The following is a 17,471-nucleotide window of genomic DNA, read 5'->3' as shown; positions in this document are numbered from 1 at the left end:
CGCCGTTTCGAAGCGGCATCGCCAAACCTCCCGGAAGTCCCGCAGGCCGATTGATCCTGCGGGACTTCCGGGAGCAGATATCCTCAGCGGGAACCGAACGCCACGCGGAACGTCACGCCGAATTCGCGCGGCGCGGTAACGGTCACGCCCGTGTAGCGGCTGTTGTAGACGGTGGATCCGATGCCCGTAACGCTGAAGGTCGGCGGCGCCAGATAGACGTCAGTCACAGCCGTGAACTGGGCCAGGTCATCCTGGGTCAGCAGCTTGTTCGTATCGAACAGGTTCTTGGCATAGACGGTGACTTCCCAGCCTCCATCGGCCGCGCGCAAACCGCCATAGAGGTTGAACAGGCCATATGCCCCGACATCGTCGAAGCGGTTGTTGGGATCGGTCTTCGACTTGCCTCGCCAGCTCAGCAGCCCGCGCACATAGGCGTCCATGTCATGTCCGACCGGCTGGTTGTACTCCGCGCGCAGAACGCCGGTCCACTGCGGCTGGAATGTCGCGCTTTGTCCGCCGCCCGGACACACCGCCACGCGCTCGGCGCCGTAAGCCTGCTGCATCTGCGCGAGCGTCGGGGTCACGCTGTCGGGAAGTCCGTCCGAACCGACGGCACCCGTCTGGTTGTTCAGCGCGTCGGTACAGGCCAGCAGCGCATTGCCTATCGTGCTCCGGGCATAATTGACGGTAGCGCCGACACTGAACTGCGAGGTTGGAGTGAAAGCGAGCTCCGCCTCCACCCCGTTCACCTTCACCGGCACCGCGCTCACGAAGTTGAAGTTGCCGATAGTGGGCGCACCGGCCGAATTGATGTTGATATAAGCAATGCCTGCCCCGCCCGAACGGTAGGGGTAGTTCTTGTATTTCTGGTGATAGGCCGTGAGGTTGAATGTCAGCTTGTGATCGAACCAGTCCGATTTCACGCCGATCTCATAGGACTTCGAGCTTTCCGGCGGCAGCGCGACATGGGCGACTTCGTTCGGCGTGTAATCGGCATGCGTGAAATTGCCGATCGCGACGACAGGCGGACGCCAGGAACTGCCGGTTGCCGCATAGACCATGAGCCCCGGCGTGAAGCGGTGCTTTATGCTCGCGCTGTAGATCGTGGTGTTCTCCTTCACGTCCGACTGCGTGCCATTCTGGCGCGTACACGATCCGGCCTCGTACAACTGCGGGGTGCAGCCGATAAACAGGCCATCGCGGAAGTCCGTGAAGTGGATTCGGCGCAGGCCTCCGGACAGTTCGGTCGCATCGCCCAGATGAAGCGTCACGTTCCCGAAGAACGATTCCTCCTTCGGCATGCCTTTGGGAAGATAGATCGGCGTGTCCGTCACGCTGGGCGGCGCAATCGGAATGCCGGGGCCTGCCAGCCGCAACTGCGTGATGCTGCTCTCGTTCAGGATCGTGCGGGACGGAACCGCATATTGGAAATAGCCCACGACATAGTCGAACAGGCCCACGATCCGGTCGACGTTCTGCAGGCGAACCTCGTGGCTGGACGTCGTGCCGCGCGTGTCGGCCTCCTGCCCGATCGCAAGGTCGGGGAAGAAATTGGCGAGGTCGCGCACCCCGAAGCTGCGGTAATGCTGCGCCGTGCGCGATCCTACGTAGACCAGGCGCTGGCCGAGAATGTCGGCCTCGGCGTTCCAGTTGTAGAACCGGAATTTCTGCGAAACAGTGCTGGGCCGGGATTGAACCGAAAGATAATCGCCTATCCCGATGTCGCCGTAGTCCGGTGCGCCGGCCGAAGGGGTGTAATCGGGATTGAACGCCGCTACCGAACGCACCTGGTCGAAACGCAAGGCATCGTTCTCCATTCCCTCATAGAGAAAGCCGAAGCGTAGCCATTGGGTCGGCTCGAAGCGGACGGTCGCGCGGATCGCATTGGTTTCGCTGCGCGGCTTCACATCGCTGTTGATGCTGCTGACGCGGTTCAGCCGGTCGAACTTGTGCAGTCCGGCCACGCGAACGCCCAGCACGTCGCCTATCACCGGAATGTTCAGGGCACCGTTGATGTTGGCCGCCGATCCCGATCCGAATGTACCGGAAACATAACCGCCCGGCTCGACGAGATCCGGCAGCCTGGTGGTTGCCGTGATGGAACCCGAAGGCGTAGACCGGCCGCGCAGAGTACCTTGCGGCCCCCGCAGGACCTCGATCTGGCCGACATCGTACATCGTCTGGAAAACGAAACTCGACGGGACCGGGGCATCGTTGCGATAGTACTGGATGGTGCCGTTTTCGGCACTGACATTCACGTCGTGATTGACGCCTCGGATCGATGACGACGTGCCGATGCCATTGGCATTGGGCGTCAGTTGAAGGCCAGGGACGACTGAACCGATATCCGTGAAACTGCGAATGTTCAGCTTGTCTATCGTGTCGGCCGTCACGGCGTTCACGACAAGCGGCACGTCCTGCAGGCTCTCGTCGCGACGGCGGGCCTGAACGATGATCTCATTGGTCAGCGACAGCGCTGCATTCGCCTCGCCCGTTGCCGCCGGTTCGGTCTGTTGCCGGGCAAGTGCCGGCGTGGACATTGCAAGCAGGCTGGCGCCCGCGAGCGTGAGAGCCCGTTCCCTACGCATCGAATCCCCTTCCCTTCTGTTTTTTATATTACGCATTTCGTGCGATACTGTATCGCATTGGTCAATCTGTTTTCATAAATTGGATTGACCATTCCCTTCGCCCCGTGCGTCCGGCGAGGCGAAGGGAAACGGTGCATCAGCCGGTCGGCAGTGCCGCCAGGTCCAGGTCAACGGCATCCAGCGCTTCGTTGGTAAACTGGCCGGGCGCGAACTTCTGGATGGCGCGCAGCGTCATCGATTTCGCCATGCCGATCCGCTTGTCTGCCGTGATCCCCGGAAAATGCGCATCGAGCACCGCCTTGGCTGCCTCGTCCTTTAACAGCACTGCCAGTCTGGTCCCGGCCGTGGAGTAACCCGCCGGAGCGACCGGTGACGGCGACGCCTCGACCGCAGGGGTCTTCCCGAGGATCGAAGGCTGCGCCGCGTTGAGATCGACGCCGTCTGCCGGGGTCAGTTTCAGATGCAGTTCCGCCAGCCCGCGAATGATGAAGCTCGGCTCGAAGTCGAGCTTTCGCGCACCGCGCGGCCCATGAACCGCGGGATCGAGGTCGATATCCGACGTGTACCTGAGCAGCTTCTCGAGAATGATCCGGACCTCGACACGCGCCAGTGGAGCGCCCGCACAGGTATGCGCGCTCCGCCCGAATGCGACATGCTCCCTGATCTTCGGGCGATTTAGCCTGAATTCCTGGGGATCTTCCCAACGTGCCGGATCGCGATTGGCCGCCGCGATCGCCAGCATGATCTTCGTTCCGGCAGGAACCTCGAGATCGCCGATCTTCGTGTCCTTGCGCGCCAAGCGCGCGGTCTGCTTGGTGGATCCTTCCAGCCGCAGCACTTCCTCGATCAGGGCCGGGATCAGCGCGGGGTCGGCACGGAGCCGGTCCTGAAGGCCGGGCTGATCGACTATGAAGCGCATCGCATTGCCCAGCAGCTTGGCGCTGGTGTCCTGCCCCGCCCCGAACATGAACATGCCCAGTTTGACGATGGCCATCTCGTCCGGAAGCGTCCCATCGGGGTAACGGGCGTTCGCCAGCTCGGAAAGGATGTCCTCGGTCGGATTGGCGCGGCGATCGGCAACGTATTGGGCGAAGTAGCCGCCCATGATCACGAAAGGATGGTCCTCGGCGTCAAGATCGAGTTCGCCGTCCAGATTTCCGGGGGGCGGCGCGTTCTCGATGATCTCGATGAAGCGCTGGCGATCCTCGGCGGGGATACCCAGAAGATCGGCAATGACCAGCGTGACGAACGGGGTCGCGATCGCCCGGACCAGTTCGACACTGCCGTTCGCCACCGCATCGCGCGCCAGTTCGTCGGAGAAGGCCTGGATGAATGCCTCGTTCGCCTTCAGGCGCGAAGGCGTGAACAGGCGGTTGACCAGCGACCGCAACTGAAGATGGGCATTGTCGTCCAGGTTGACGAGCAGGTCGCCGCCGTGGAAAGCCTCGCGGTGCGCCTCGATCTCGGCGGTGATATCGCAGCCCCGGGGTGTGAACGGCAAGGGCGCCGAGGCGCCCTGAAGCCCGATGATCGCCGAGAAATCCTCGGAATTGCGCATGATTTCGAGGGTCTCCTCGAACCCCGTGACGATCAGGTAATCCTTGCCCTTGGGTCTGTAGATCCCGCCCTTCCCGCGCACGGCCTCGAAATAGGCGTAGGGATCGACAAGGATTTCATGGTCGGTGAAATAGTCCCGATCGGCCAGTTCAGTCATCTATCCTGCTCCTGTTCCTTGCGCGGGTGCGTTGCCCGGCAAGCGAGTGTTTCGGTGTTTCAGTCTTCGGGGGCGATCCTCACGCGCAGGCCATCGAGCGCATCGGTGACCTGCAACTGACACGAGAGGCGCGAGCGCTCATTCCGGTGGCTCGACGAATCCAGCAGATCGCTTTCATCATCGCTCATGGGATCGAGGGCCTTCGTCCCCTGCACATGTTCGACATGGACGTGACAGGTCGCGCAGGAGCAACAGCCCCCGCACAGCGCCAGCAGTTCATCGAACCCGGCATCCCGGATGATTTCCATGACGGTTTGCCCCGGCCTCGCCTCCAGGGCTCTTTCCTCTCCGGACGCGCCCACAACGATAATCGTCGTCATTTTCCAGCCCTCTCCTGCACCGCGGCCCCACCGGCTTCAAACCGGATTTCGTTTTTACGCGATACAGTGGCGCATAAACCTGACGCCGCTTATGCGTCAAGCCCGAACGAGGATGGGAAGGGGGCATGCGGCGGCATCAGCCGGCCGAACCGCGTCACTGGCTTGACAGCGCTTCAATCCATTAATACGCGATACTGTATCGCACAAAATACATGGCGCCGGAGACAGTACGCAAGGGCCTGTTCCGGCCAGGCATTTTTCGCGCAACGATGCAGGAACGGGCAGAGACATGGCAGCAGGGAATTTTCGTTTTTATGCCAAAGTGTTGAAGCAGTTTCTGTTACTCTCGGCCGCCATCTGCTCGGCCCCCGCGCTTGCCGATGGAGCAGATCCCGCCCAGCCCGCGGAAGCACGGGGTCTCGAAGCCGCCTTCAACGATCCTCCCATGGAAGCGCGGCCGCGCGTCTGGTGGCACTGGATCAACGGCAATATCACGCAGGACGGACTCCTCAGGGATCTTGCCTGGATGAAGCGCGCCGGTATCGGCGGTGCACAGTCCTTCGATGTCAATCTGCAGAGCCCGCAGATCGTCGACCAGAGACTGGTCTACATGACGCCCGCCTGGAAATCGGCGTTCAGGGCCGCCGCTCGGGAAGCTGACCGGCTCGGCATCGAACTGGCCATCGCCTCTTCGCCGGGATGGTCCGAAACCGGCGGGCCATGGGTGCCGCCCGCCGATGGCATGAAGAAACTGGTCTGGAGCGAGGTGACTATCGAAGGCGGAAAACCGTTCTCGCGGGCGCTCCCCGCGCCGCCTGCTATAACCGGGCCCTTCCAGTCGATCGCGGCAAAGTCGGGAACGAACTCAACCATTAACGAGAAGGCGCCCGAAGTTCCGCAGCCCTTCTACCGCGATGTCGCCGTGCTGGCTTTTCCAGCCGCCGTAAACGAGGTGCCGGCGCCCGTATCCTACAGGGACGGCCCCGGGCAGAAGATTGACGGAGCCGCCCTGGCGGACGGCGATCTCGAATCCGCGGTTGACCTCGCCAAGGCGGCGAAAGGCCCATCGGTCCTGGAACTGGACTACGCCCGGCCAACCACGGTCCGGTCCATGACGCTCTTCGTGCCCGGCGGTTCCGGCAAATTCGTCGGCGCCAACCTCAAGGCCAGACTGGAAGCCGAAACGACCGGTGGGACGTGGACGGCAGTATCCGAAATACCGCTTTCGCGCGTGCCCACGACCATGGCCTTCCCGCCCGTGAAGGCAAGCCGGTTCCGCGCCGTGTTCGAGGAAGTCAGCAGCCTGCCCAACATCGCGCCGCCACCCGCAGGCGTCGATCTTTCCGCTCTGGCGGCAGGGTTTTCCGGCACCGGGCAGGCGAAGACCATCCGCATTGCCGAATTCGTCCTTTCCGAAACCGATCGCATCAATCGCGCCGAAGCCAAGGCCGGGTTCGACGTCGTGCCGGACTACTACGATCTCGACCACGGACTCATCGACACACCGGGAACGCCCCCGACCGATGTGATCGACGTGACAGCGCGCCTCCGCCCCGACGGCACGCTGGACTGGCTGCCGCCAAAGGGGCGGTGGCGGATCATGCGGTTCGGCTATTCGCTCGTCGGCACCATGAACCACCCGGCGCCGCTGGAGGCCACCGGGCTCGAGGTGGACAAGTACGACGCCGGAGCGGTGCAGCGCTACATGGATCACTACCTTGAAACCTATCGCGACGCGGCCGGCCAGGATCTGATGGGCGAAAAAGGGATCCGGGCCATCCTGACCGACAGCATCGAAGTGGGCGCGTCGAACTGGACGCCCGGCATGATCGACCGGTTCCGGCGCCTGCGCGGATACGATCCGGTTCCCTGGATGCCGGCCCTCACCGGCAGGATCGTCGGATCGCGAAGCCGGAGCGACCGCTTCCTCCATGACTTCCGCCGGACTTTGGCGGAACTGCTCGCCAGCGAGCATTACGGTACGATCGCCCGGTCAGCCCACGAACACGGCATGATCGTCTACGGCGAAGCTCTGGAGGACCACCGTCCCATGCTGGGCGACGACATGGCCATGCGCAAATTCGCCGATATTCCCATGGCCGCAATGTGGGCCTTCCCTCGCGCAGGAGGACCCAAGCCCACCTATCTAGCCGACATGAAGGGCGCGGCATCGGTCGCTCATATCTATGGCAGGACATTCGTGGCGGCGGAATCACTGACGTCCATGCTCTCGCCGTGGTCCTATGGTCCGGCCGATCTCAAGCGCATGATCGACCTGGAATTCGCAAGCGGCATCAACCGGCCGGTCATCCACACCTCGGTTCATGTGCCGGTGGAAGACCGCAAGCCGGGACTGCGCCTTTCGATCTTCGGGCAGGATTTCAATCGCAACGAAGCATGGGGCGAACTCGCGCGGCCGTGGATGGATTACATCGCACGCAACGCGCTGATGCTGCAGCAGGGAAGGAACGTTGCCGATGTCGCCTATTTCCACGGCGAGGAAGCGCCCCTCACATCCCTTTTCGGAAATGGGCAAGCTACCGGCATTCCCGCAGGCCATGCGTTCGACTTCGTGAATGCCGATGCGCTCGTGGAAGCCCTGAAAGTCGATCGCGGCGAACTCGCCAGCATCGGCGGCGCACGTTACCGCGTGCTCTATCTCGGCGGTTCTTCCAGCCGGATGAGCCTTGCCGTGCTGCGCAGGGTCGCTTCCCTGGCAGAACAAGGCGCGATCGTGGTGGGCCGGCGGCCGATCGGCGACCCGGGGCTGGAAACGGACAAAGACCTATACGCTGGCCTGCTCGGCAAGCTCTGGCCGGGCCGGCCCGACACCGCCGTCGGGCAAGGCCGCGTGTTTAACACTAACGATCTCGCTTCCGTCCTGACCGATATCGGCGTCAGGCCCGACTTTTCCTACACCGGCGCGCAGGCCGACAGCCATCTGCCGTTCGTGCACCGACAGTCGCAGGAGGCCGACATCTACTTCATTTCCAATCAGAAGGACCGAACCGAGACGATCGAAGCCCGGTTCAGGATCGCCGGCAGGATACCCGAGTTGTGGCATGCGGAGACCGGCCGATCCGAATCCGTCAGCTTCACTATCCGGGACGGCATCACGATCATCCCCCTGACCTTTCAGGCCGACGAATCCGTGAACGTGGTGTTTCGCAAGGAAACCCCGGCACGCCAGCAATCCGCGCCATCCCGCGATCCCGTCCCGCTGGCGACGGTTCCGGGCCTCTGGAATGTCGCGTTCGAACCCGGCCGCGGCGCGCCCGCAAGCGTGCGCATGGCGCTGGCGCCGCTGGACGAAAACGACGATCCGGCGATCCGCTACTTTTCCGGCGTGGCCACATACTCGCGCGAGATAGATACGCCGCGCGGCTGGAAGGCAGGCCAGCCTCTCCAGCTCGATCTGGGAGAAGCGCGGGAGATCGCGGAAGTCAGCATCAATGGCCGCATTGCCGGCCACGCCTGGCATGCGCCTTACCGCGTCGACATCGGCGCGTTCATGAAACCGGGCAGGAACCGCGTGCAAGTCCGCGTCGCCAACCTCTGGGTCAATCGCCTCATCGGCGATGCGCAGCCGGGAGCGGACAAGGTGACATGGACCGCGACGCCCACCTACCGGAAAGACGCGCCCTTGCGCCGCTCGGGATTGATCGGTCCAATCCGGCTGCTCGGCTTCCCGTTGAAGAATTCCGGCAACGTCAACATGGACCGCAATGCAGCTTTAAAAGCATCGCCGGGAAGAAAACGTGTGTCAGGGTCAGAAACACGGTAACAATCACTGGTCAGACCAATAAACAGAAAACGTGAAGGCCAAAAAAATGGCCGCACGACATTATGGGAGATGACAATGGCAAACGGCCGGCGACTTGTCGCTTCGATCGCTATGGAAGCCGCGCTTGCCGTGCCCGGCTCTGCACGTCCTTCCGTCGAGCGTCCCAGCCGCTGGCTCCGGTCTGGCGATCACCACCGACCTGCTGAAAGAAGCGGGCGCCCTGCTCGCGGAAGTAACCCGCAGCTTACCCGTCACGGTCACAGCTCGCCGGCTCAAGCTCGATTTTCGAAATAGAAATGGCGCACTGATCCTTCCGCGCATCCGACAATATTGTGGAGAGAAGCATGTTTGATCGACGTACATTCCTGGCATCCGGTGCCGCGGCGGCGGCCCTTTCCGCAAGGGGCGTCCGCGCGGCCGATATGGCGGTCCAGACCGTTCGAGTGGACACCCGCGCCGTAACCGGGCCGCTGCCCCACGTGTGGGAAGAATCGGTAGGATCGGACCGCGCCGCGATCACCATGCGCGAGGAATGGCGGCAGGACATGCGGATCGGCCGGGCCGAAGCGGGCTTCAAACGCGCCCGCTTCCACGGCATCTTCAATGACGAGCTCGGCGTATTCGGCAAGAGCATCCTGGAAATGCGCCGCAACGGCGGGCCGAACTGGCTGAATGTACACCGGGTCTACGACGGCATGCTCGACATCGGCATCAGCCCTTATGTCGAACTGAGCTTCATGCCGGGGAAACTGGCCTCCGGCAAAACCCAATTCGGTTTCTACGGCGGGAACATCACCCCGCCGACTTCCGACGCGGAATTCGCCGGCTTCCTGAAGTCGTTCACCGCCGCGATGGTGGACCGTTACGGCATAGAAACCGTGCGCACCTGGCCGTTCGAGGTGTGGAACGAGCCCAATCTCGCGTTCTTCTGGACAGCGGACAAGCAGCGCTACTTCGATATGTACAAGGCCGCCGCGGTCGCCATCAAGTCGGTCGATCCGCGCATTCAGGTAGGAGGACCGGCAACGTCGAAAACGGCTTGGATCGGGGATTTCGCGCAATGGTGCGCGGCGAACAACGCGCCGGTCGATTTCTTCGCCACCCACGTCTACGCCGGTGACGACCAGAACGACGTCTTCGGCAAGGACGCGCCCCGGCGCAACGTCAACGACGTGATCCCCGATGCGCTCGGCAATGCACGCCGGACCATCGACGCGGGTCCACTCGCGGGCAAGCCCTTGTGGCTTTCCGAATGGTCGTCGGACAGCCCGGCCATGATCGCCCACGTCATCGCTCAGGGCATGGCGCATTGTGCAGGGATGTCGCAGTGGACGCTCAGCGGCATGTACGAGGAACTGGGCGTGGACGACTACATGCTGAAGGAAGGCTCGATGGGCTGGAGCATGATGATCGACGGCATCGCCAAGCCTTCGTTCAACACTTATCGCCTGCTGCACCGCCTCGGCACCGAGCGGCTCTCCGCCCAGGGCCCGGCACTGGCTTCGCGCGGGAAGGACGGACGTGTTTCCGTGCTGGTGTGGAACCTGGCGGAAGTGGATCAACCCGGCGGCATTCCAGGCATGACCGCAGAACGCAGGATCAAGGGCGAGCCAAAGCGCATAACGCTTGCCTTCGACGGTATCGGCGGCCGTAAAACCGCGGAAGTCCGCTATGTGGACTGGGAGCGCGGCTCGCCCATGCCGGCCTGGCGAGCGATGGGTTCACCGCAGTATCCTTCGCGCGATCAGGTTGCGCAATTGCGCAAGGCCTCTCTACCCGTGATCGAACGCCGCCGCCTCGACAGTGACGGAACCCTCGCCCTGGACCTCCCGCCGGAAGGTCTCGCGCTCGTCGAACTGCTCTGATCCCGTCCGTCCCGGCGCCAGCCTCCAGAAGGTTGCCGCCGGGCCGGCGGATCGCGGCGAATGCTCAGGCGGCGACGCCGCCGTCGAGCAGGAGCGTGCTGCCGGTCATGAATGCGGCAAGGTCTGACGCGCAGAACAGGATGGCGCGGGCGATATCGTCGGCCACACCCACGCGGCCGAGTCGGCTGGCCCCGATACCCGGAATGGGGCAGTTCCTGATCGTTGCCTCATCCCAATCGGCGATGAACATCGTCTTTTCCGTAAGAGAGAAGCCCGGAGCCACCCCCAGAACCCGGATGCCGTGCGCGCCGAGTTCGATGGACAACTGGCGGGTGAGGCCGACGACGCCATGCTTGGACGAGCAATAGGCCGCCTGGCCTTCGGAAATACCAATGACACCGGCAAGGGACGCCACGTTCACGATCACCCCGCCCTGTCCGCGCGCGATCATCCGGCGCGCGGCTTCCCGCGCGCCCACGAACGATCCGCGAAGATTGATCGCCAGCACATTGTCGAATTCCGCGTCATCGAGATCGAGCAAAGGCGTGAACGAAGGAATGCCCGCATTGTTGACCCATATATCCAGCTTGCCGAACCGGCTCTCCGCAAGATCGGCCACGGCGGCGATCGAACCGCTATCGGCCGCATCCAGACAGGCGAACGAGACGTCGGCCGAATAGCGTTCCGACAGTTCCCCGGCTGTGGCAGCGGCCGCCTGCTCGTCGATGTCGGCGATGAGCACGGCCGCCCCCGCCTCGGCCAGCCGCCTCGCGGTTGCCTTTCCCAGTCCCCAGGCCGCCCCGGTCACGACCGCGCTCCTGCCCGCAAGGGAAATCAGTTCATTGATCGAGCGGTTGGAAACGTCCGGCACTGGCACTCTCTTTCTCCCATTCCAATTTTATCACGCGATCCGAATCGCGCGCTCCATGCCTATCGGTGGGCTGGACATCACGCAAGTTGTGCGCCACGATATCGCATAAACTAGCGATCCATACGCAGCGCGCTCGGGCCAGGAAGCTCGGCGGCGACCGCGCGGCGGAACGAAACGGATGGGAGAGAGAGAGCTAAATGAGCAGCCATGATCGTGTCGTCGTCGTCACCGGCGGAGCTTCGGGCATCGGATTGGGCGTGTCGCGCCTGTTCGCCCGCAACGGGCACCCCGTCGCGATGCTGGACATCCAGCAGGACGCGCTGGACCGGGAAAGCGCCGCGCTGCGCTCGGAAGGTGCGGCGATCCTTGCCCGCAAGGTCGACGTTTCCGACCGGAATAGCATCGAAACCGCTTATGCCGCCGTGCGCGAGGAACTGGGCCCCATCGCCATCGTGGTCGCCAATGCCGGCATATCCGAGGGCATCCGCTTCCAGGACGTAACCGTGGAAACCTGGCAGCGCATGATCGACATCAACCTGACCGGCGTTTTCCATACGGTACAGGCCGCGCTGCCCGACATGGTCGCGGCAGGATGGGGCCGGATCATCACGATCTCGTCGCAGGCCGCCCAGTCCGGTGCGGCGGATCGTGCGCATTACTCCGCTGCGAAAGCCGGAGTGATCGGATTGACGCGCGCACTGGCCCGCGAATTTGCGGGCCAGGGAATCACCGTCAACACCATCCCTCCATCGGTCGTCGCAACGCCGATGGCAGAAGCGGGAATCGCCGCGGGGACATTCCCGCCGCTTGACGTGATTGCCCAGCACATTCCGATTCCACGCCCCGGAACCCCGGAAGATATCGCGGCGGCCTGCGAATACCTCGCATCCGACGGCGCCGGCTACGTCACCGGGCAAGTGCTCGCAGTAAACGGGGGGATGTTCATCGGGTAACTTTCGAACCGACAGCACGCACCGATCGTTGCAGCGGAAATGTTCCGAATCCGGCATCGACGACAGCCATCGAGGTGGGCTAGAGCGGCCTCATGACATCGCAGATAACGATCCGCCGCCCCGACGACTGGCATGTGCATCTCCGCGATGGCGAGATGCTGAACGCAGTCGTCGGTTATACCGCGCGCCAGTTTGCGCGCGCCATCGTCATGCCGAACCTGACGCCGCCTGTCATCAGCGTGGCCTCGGCGCAGGCGTACCGGGAGCGGATAATCGCCGCCCTGCCGGCCGGGACGGACTTCACCCCGCTGATGGTCTGCTACCTGACGGACGATGCCGATCCGGCGGAAATCGAGCGCGGCTACGAACAGGGCGTGTTCGCTGCCTGCAAGCTCTATCCCGCCCATGCCACCACCAACTCCGCCCACGGCGTCACCGATATCCGCAAGCTCACCGGGCTGCTGGAAACGATGCAGCGGATCGGGATGCCGCTGCTGATCCACGGCGAAGTAACCGATCGCGATGTCGACATCTTCGATCGCGAAGCTGTGTTCATCGAACGCGTCCTCGCGCCGCTGGTCCGAGATTTCCCGGCGCTCAAGATCGTTCTGGAGCATATCACCACAGCCGACGCCGCAGAGTTCGTGGCTGAAAGCGGCCCCCGGATCGCCGCAACGATCACGCCGCAGCACCTCATCATCAACCGCAACGCGATTTTCGATGGCGGCATTCGTCCGCACGCCTATTGCCTGCCCGTTGCCAAGCGGGAACGGCACCGTCTCGCCGTTCGCAAGGCGGCGGTTTCGGGGTCGCCCAAGTTCTTCCTCGGTACGGACAGCGCGCCGCACGCCATCGGCCGCAAGGAATCCTCTTGCGGATGCGCCGGCATCTTCAATGCGCCGTTCGCCCTGGAAAGCTACGCGCAGGTCTTCGACGAGGAAGGCGTGCTTGACCGGCTGGAAGGGTTCGCCTCCGAACACGGACCCAATTTCTACGGCCTGCCCCTGAACGAGGGCACGGTAACGCTGAAGCGCGAGGACGTGGCCGTGGCGGAAACGATCGTCGACGGCGACATCACCCTCGTTCCCTTCCATGCCGGAGAGACGATCCGCTGGCGTTTCGTCGGCTAAGGCCGACCCGAAAGCAACAGCCTGCAAGCGCTCGACTGGGTAGATGAGGAGGATGACCCGGCTCTCCTCATCTACCTACTCCCCGCCAAACCGTGAAATTCACGATGCGGCGTAGACATGCTCCAGCACCATCGCCGCAGCGCCGCGCGCATAGGCGCCCTGATCCCGCGCCTTGAAGTAGAGTCTGGTCCGCCGGCGCAAAGCGGGGAAGGTGTTCTGTTCGAGAGCCGTGAAGAAGGCACCGCGCAGCTCATCCATCCGTGCAACGGGCGGCCCGATGATGATGACCGCCTCGGGGTCCTGCATGGTGATATGATTGGCCACGGCTATGCCGAGATAGTGGCTGGCCTGTTCCAGCACCGTCCGGATGTCGATCTCGGCAGCGGCATATTCTGCCATCAATCCATCGAAACAGGGGTTCATGACCTCGTGTGACGGCATCTGCCGCCCCAGTCGCTCACAGGACTGCTCGATGATCGAATGGATCGAGCAATAGGCCTGCAGGCAGCCGTTGGCGCCGCAGAAACAAGGGCGGCCGATGTCGGGCATGATCTTGGTGTGCCCGAATTCCGAAGCGATCCCGTGCGCGCCGCTGATTAGCTGCCCGCCTCGGTAAAGCGCCGCGCCGATGGCAAGATCGACATTGATGAGGGTGAAATCGTCGGCATGGGCACCTGCACCGTACCAATGCTCCGCACGGGCAAGCAGGTTGATGTTATTGTCCACCAGCGTCGGAATCCCGAGCGCGCCCGAGACGATGTCCCCGAAGTTGCACGGGCCGGGCTCGAACGTGATGATCTGCTCGACGATGCCGGTACGGCTGTCGACGATGCCGGGAAGCCCGACTCCGATCCGGAAAATCTCCTCCCGCTTCACCGGCCAGCCGGCAATGGCGTCTTCCAGCGCCGCCACGAACTGCTGCGCGAGATCCTCGATCCGCGTCGCCGGCTTTAATTCAGCCGTTGCTACGCCAAGGCTTTCGCCCCTCAGATTGACGATCTCGGCCACGGCCTGCCCGTCACCTGTCGCATTGATGCCGATGACGTACTTGCCGGTCGGATTGATCCGCAGGTTGACCCGGGGCCGCCCCGGGGCACTGGAGGCCACCTTCTCCTCGATCACGATGCCGCGTTTCACAAGATCGGCGGTGATCGCCGTGATCGTCCCCCCCGTCAGCCCGGTCAGCCCGACAAGATCGATCCGGGCAACCGGCTCGCTCGTCCGCACCTTCTTGAGCAGCAGAAGGCGATTATATTCCTGATCCGATAGACGCATGATCTTCCCATCGGCCAATTCCCCGGTATCCGCAACACCGCGCGGCCCCGATTTATTTTAGCCTCTAAATTTTTCCCGAGACAAGCGACCGCGAATCTGCCAATCCTAGTGCTCCGGCGCTTGCGACAGCCTCATAGCCAACAGCAGAAGCGGCGGAAAACAAGACCGGCAACCCGGAAAAATCCGCAGGTGCCGCACAGGGGAGAGGGTATGAAAAGGACTTGCGGATCCGTCCGTCAGTGTGCGCTGTTCGGCGTCTCGATAATTGCACTCACACCGATCGCCGCGATGGCGCAGGCCGTTCCTGATCAGGAAAGCCCGCCGCCGCTGAGCGATAAGGAAATCCAGGAAATCATCGTTACCGGCACCCTGCTGCGCGGCGTCGCGCCGGCAGGTTCGGAAACGGTTTCGCTCAATGCCCAGGCGATCACCGCCGTGGGCGCCAATTCCACCGCGCAGCTGCTTGCCAGCGTGCCGCAAACCGCGTCGTTCAATGCCGCGCCCATCGTGTCGGCCGTGAGTTCGAGCCAGATCACCATCAACCGCCCGAACCTGCGCAACCTGCCGGGAGCATCCGGCGGCGGTTCGTCAACGCTGGTGCTGGTCGATGGACACCGCCTTCCCGGCATGGGCGTTCGCCAGACCGTTCCCGATCCCGACGCCATCGCGCCCGGCGCGATCGAGCGCGTGGAGATCGTGCTCGACGGCGGCTCCTCGATCTACGGGGCGGATGCTGTCGGCGGCGTCATAAACTTCATCACGCGCAAGCGTTTCGACGGCATCGAAGCCAGGGGACGCTACGGCGTTGCGGACGACTATCAGTCGGTCAATGCCGACGTCACGGTCGGCAAGACCTGGGACGCGCTGTCCGTCTATGCAAGCTACAACTACGCTTGGCACGATTCGCTCTATGGCCGGGACCGAGATTACGTTCGCCGGCTGGACTATACCTCCGGCCTGCCGTTCGACCTGACCTGCGGGGCCGGCAACGTCTCTATCGGATCCACGGTCTATGCGCTGCCGGGGCTGACAGCCGGTTCCGGCAACCGCTGCGACGTCAGCGACAACCGCACCTTCTATCCCAGCGAACGACGCCACTCGGTATTCACCGGCCTTTCGTTCGATGACGGCGGCCCGGTCACCTTCGACGTGCGCGCATTCTACATGAACCGCGTGAACAAGGGCGACGGTGGCCCCGTTACCGCAACGGCCACCATCGCGCCGATCAATCCATTCGTTCCCGGCACTGTGTTCAACCCCTATTATCGCAACACCGGCGATGCCAACAGCTTCCAGGCCCAGTCCGTTTCGATGGACTTCTCCTCGCTGCTGGGCGAGCATACCCGGCAGAGCACCAGGCTTGAGACCTGGGGCGTCACCCCCACCCTCACCGCCGATCTCGGCAGCGGCTGGCAACTGCGCTGGCTGGGGAACTACGGCCGCGGCCGGTCAGAAGTCGCCAACGAGAAGATCGACGACGGCACCCTCTCCACGCTCGTCCTCACCGGCAACTTCGATCCCTACAACCTGTCGAACCCGGCCAATGCCGCCGTCCTGCCGCTGATCTCGAATTTCCTCGACTATGGTCTGGGCAAGAACGAGATGCTGAACACGCGCGTTGTCGTCGACGGCAGCCTGGCGCATCTGCCCGGCGGGGACGTGAAGATCGCGGCGGGCGGTGAATACAGCTATGAGAAGTATCAGTCCCGGATCGACGGCACCGTCAGCGCCAGCGCGGTGGACGATATGCCCTTCAACACCGCAAGCCGCCGCATCGCCGCGCTTTTCGGCGAAGTACAGGTGCCCGTCTTCGGTCAGCAAAACCGCACAGGAGGCTTCTATTCGCTGAGCCTGTCGGCATCGGGCCGCTACGATCACTACAGCGACTTCGGCGGCACCTTCAATCCGAAGTTCGGCGTGACTTACGAGCCGTTCGACGGCCTGAAGCTGCGCGGCACCTGGGGCAAGTCCTTCCAGGCACCCAGCCTTGCGGACGGCGCCGACGCCGCCCCGGCCACGATCTTCGCCTTCCCGTTCATCCTGTTCGCCAATCCGAATGTCGCCCCCCAGCCCGGGCAGGCACAGATCTTCCTCGGCGGCGGCGGCAACGACCTGAAGCCGCAGAAGGCCACGACCTGGTCGCTCGGCTTCGACATCGCACCCCCTTCATTGCCGGGGTTCCTCGCCACGCTCAATTACTACAACATCCGGTTCAAGGACCTGATCGACATTCCGCCGGTGTTCAACCCGTCCACCTTCTACAGCCTGTTCACCAACAACTACGTCATGAACCCGACGATCGCGCAGGTGAACGCGCTGGCGTCGCAAGTGCCGGACGGGCTCGCGGCGGTTTCGCCCTACACCGTGGTTCCCGGACAGGTCTATTCGATTGCGGATGGCAGGCGCACCAACCTCGCCGCGGTCAATACCGACGGCCTGGACTTCTCGCTCGCCTACGACCAGCCGACCGGCTTCGGCTCGGTCTATACGCAGATCAACGGCAACTACGTGCTGAACCGCAAGGAGCAGGCCGTCGCCGGTGCGGGCTTCGTCGATACGGTGAAGGCGCAGACCCGCTTCATCCTGTCCACCACGCTCGGCGCCGCATTCGGCAACTTGCGCGCACAGGCCACCTGGCGCCACCTCGGCGGCTGGAACGTCGCGCCGCTGGCATCGAACCTCAACCAGTCTAAGGTCAAGGCTTTCGACACCATCAACATGTTCGCCCAATACGATTTCAAGGGCAGCGGCGCGATGAAGGACCTGTCGCTGACCTTCAACGTGGACAACCTCTTCGACAAGGACCCGCCGGTCTACAACGGTTCGCTGAACTCGCTGGACGGCTACGCCGTCACCAGCATCGGCCGCGTGTTCCAGTTCGGCATCAGCAAGAAGTTCTGATCGGCCGTCT

At 63.2% G+C, this 17,471-nt stretch carries 10 protein-coding genes; 5 read left to right on the top strand and 5 right to left on the bottom strand.

Going from position 1 to position 17,471, the window contains the following annotated elements; translation table 11 throughout:
- Positions 1-83 precede the first annotated feature (83 nt).
- The 3 genes from ACXJ16_RS18945 to ACXJ16_RS18935 all read right to left on the bottom strand — a co-directional run bounded on the left by ACXJ16_RS18945 (position 84) and on the right by ACXJ16_RS18935 (position 4,682).
- Entirely contained in the window at positions 84-2,588 is a 2,505-nt protein-coding gene (locus ACXJ16_RS18945) for a TonB-dependent receptor (protein WP_054441808.1), read from the bottom strand.
- A 136-nt stretch (positions 2,589-2,724) separates the two neighbouring features.
- Positions 2,725-4,302, bottom strand: a complete 1,578-nt coding sequence (locus tag ACXJ16_RS18940) for a cytochrome P450 (protein WP_054441806.1) — start codon at positions 4,300-4,302, stop codon at positions 2,725-2,727.
- A 59-nt stretch (positions 4,303-4,361) separates the two neighbouring features.
- Complete coding sequence (locus tag ACXJ16_RS18935; protein ID WP_132468888.1) at positions 4,362-4,682, bottom strand: 2Fe-2S iron-sulfur cluster-binding protein; 321 nt, start codon at positions 4,680-4,682, stop codon at positions 4,362-4,364.
- A 322-nt stretch (positions 4,683-5,004) separates the two neighbouring features.
- On the opposite strand from ACXJ16_RS18935, the gene ACXJ16_RS18930 reads away from it, so the two are divergent.
- Together ACXJ16_RS18930 and ACXJ16_RS18925 are read left to right on the top strand one after the other, a co-directional pair.
- On the top strand, positions 5,005-8,466 hold the full coding sequence (locus ACXJ16_RS18930) for a glycosyl hydrolase (RefSeq protein ID WP_324699519.1): 3,462 nt from the start codon (positions 5,005-5,007) through the stop codon (positions 8,464-8,466).
- A gap of 344 nt (positions 8,467-8,810) precedes the next feature.
- Entirely contained in the window at positions 8,811-10,331 is a 1,521-nt protein-coding gene (locus ACXJ16_RS18925) for a GH39 family glycosyl hydrolase (protein WP_324699518.1), read from the top strand.
- A 64-nt stretch (positions 10,332-10,395) separates the two neighbouring features.
- Here ACXJ16_RS18925 and ACXJ16_RS18920 read toward each other — a convergent pair whose 3' ends face one another.
- Complete coding sequence (locus tag ACXJ16_RS18920; RefSeq protein ID WP_324699517.1) at positions 10,396-11,208, bottom strand: SDR family NAD(P)-dependent oxidoreductase; 813 nt, start codon at positions 11,206-11,208, stop codon at positions 10,396-10,398.
- A 191-nt stretch (positions 11,209-11,399) separates the two neighbouring features.
- On the opposite strand from ACXJ16_RS18920, the gene ACXJ16_RS18915 reads away from it, so the two are divergent.
- Together ACXJ16_RS18915 and pyrC are read left to right on the top strand one after the other, a co-directional pair.
- Positions 11,400-12,155 carry an SDR family NAD(P)-dependent oxidoreductase gene (locus ACXJ16_RS18915; RefSeq protein WP_324699516.1) on the top strand — a complete coding sequence of 252 codons (756 nt, stop codon included), beginning with the start codon at positions 11,400-11,402 and terminating at the stop codon, positions 12,153-12,155.
- 92 nt (positions 12,156-12,247) lie between these two features.
- The gene (pyrC, locus tag ACXJ16_RS18910; RefSeq protein WP_324699515.1) at positions 12,248-13,285 is read left to right on the top strand and encodes a dihydroorotase; all 1,038 of its coding nucleotides are present in this window, start codon (positions 12,248-12,250) and stop codon (positions 13,283-13,285) included.
- 99 nt (positions 13,286-13,384) lie between these two features.
- Here pyrC and ACXJ16_RS18905 read toward each other — a convergent pair whose 3' ends face one another.
- Positions 13,385-14,560 (bottom strand): ROK family protein, encoded by a 1,176-nt coding sequence (locus ACXJ16_RS18905; protein WP_324699514.1) that lies wholly within the window; start codon positions 14,558-14,560, stop codon positions 13,385-13,387.
- A gap of 210 nt (positions 14,561-14,770) precedes the next feature.
- Between ACXJ16_RS18905 and ACXJ16_RS18900 the strand changes: the two genes are divergently transcribed.
- Positions 14,771-17,461: a TonB-dependent receptor plug domain-containing protein gene (locus ACXJ16_RS18900; protein WP_443478825.1), complete on the top strand. Its 2,691-nt coding sequence runs from the start codon at positions 14,771-14,773 to the stop codon at positions 17,459-17,461.
- Positions 17,462-17,471 lie beyond the last annotated feature (10 nt).

It is taken from the genome of Novosphingobium sp. TK71, assembly GCF_055361505.1.
The sequence above is the reverse complement of the archived record's forward strand: the minus strand, read 5'-3'. Positions and strand labels throughout refer to the sequence as shown.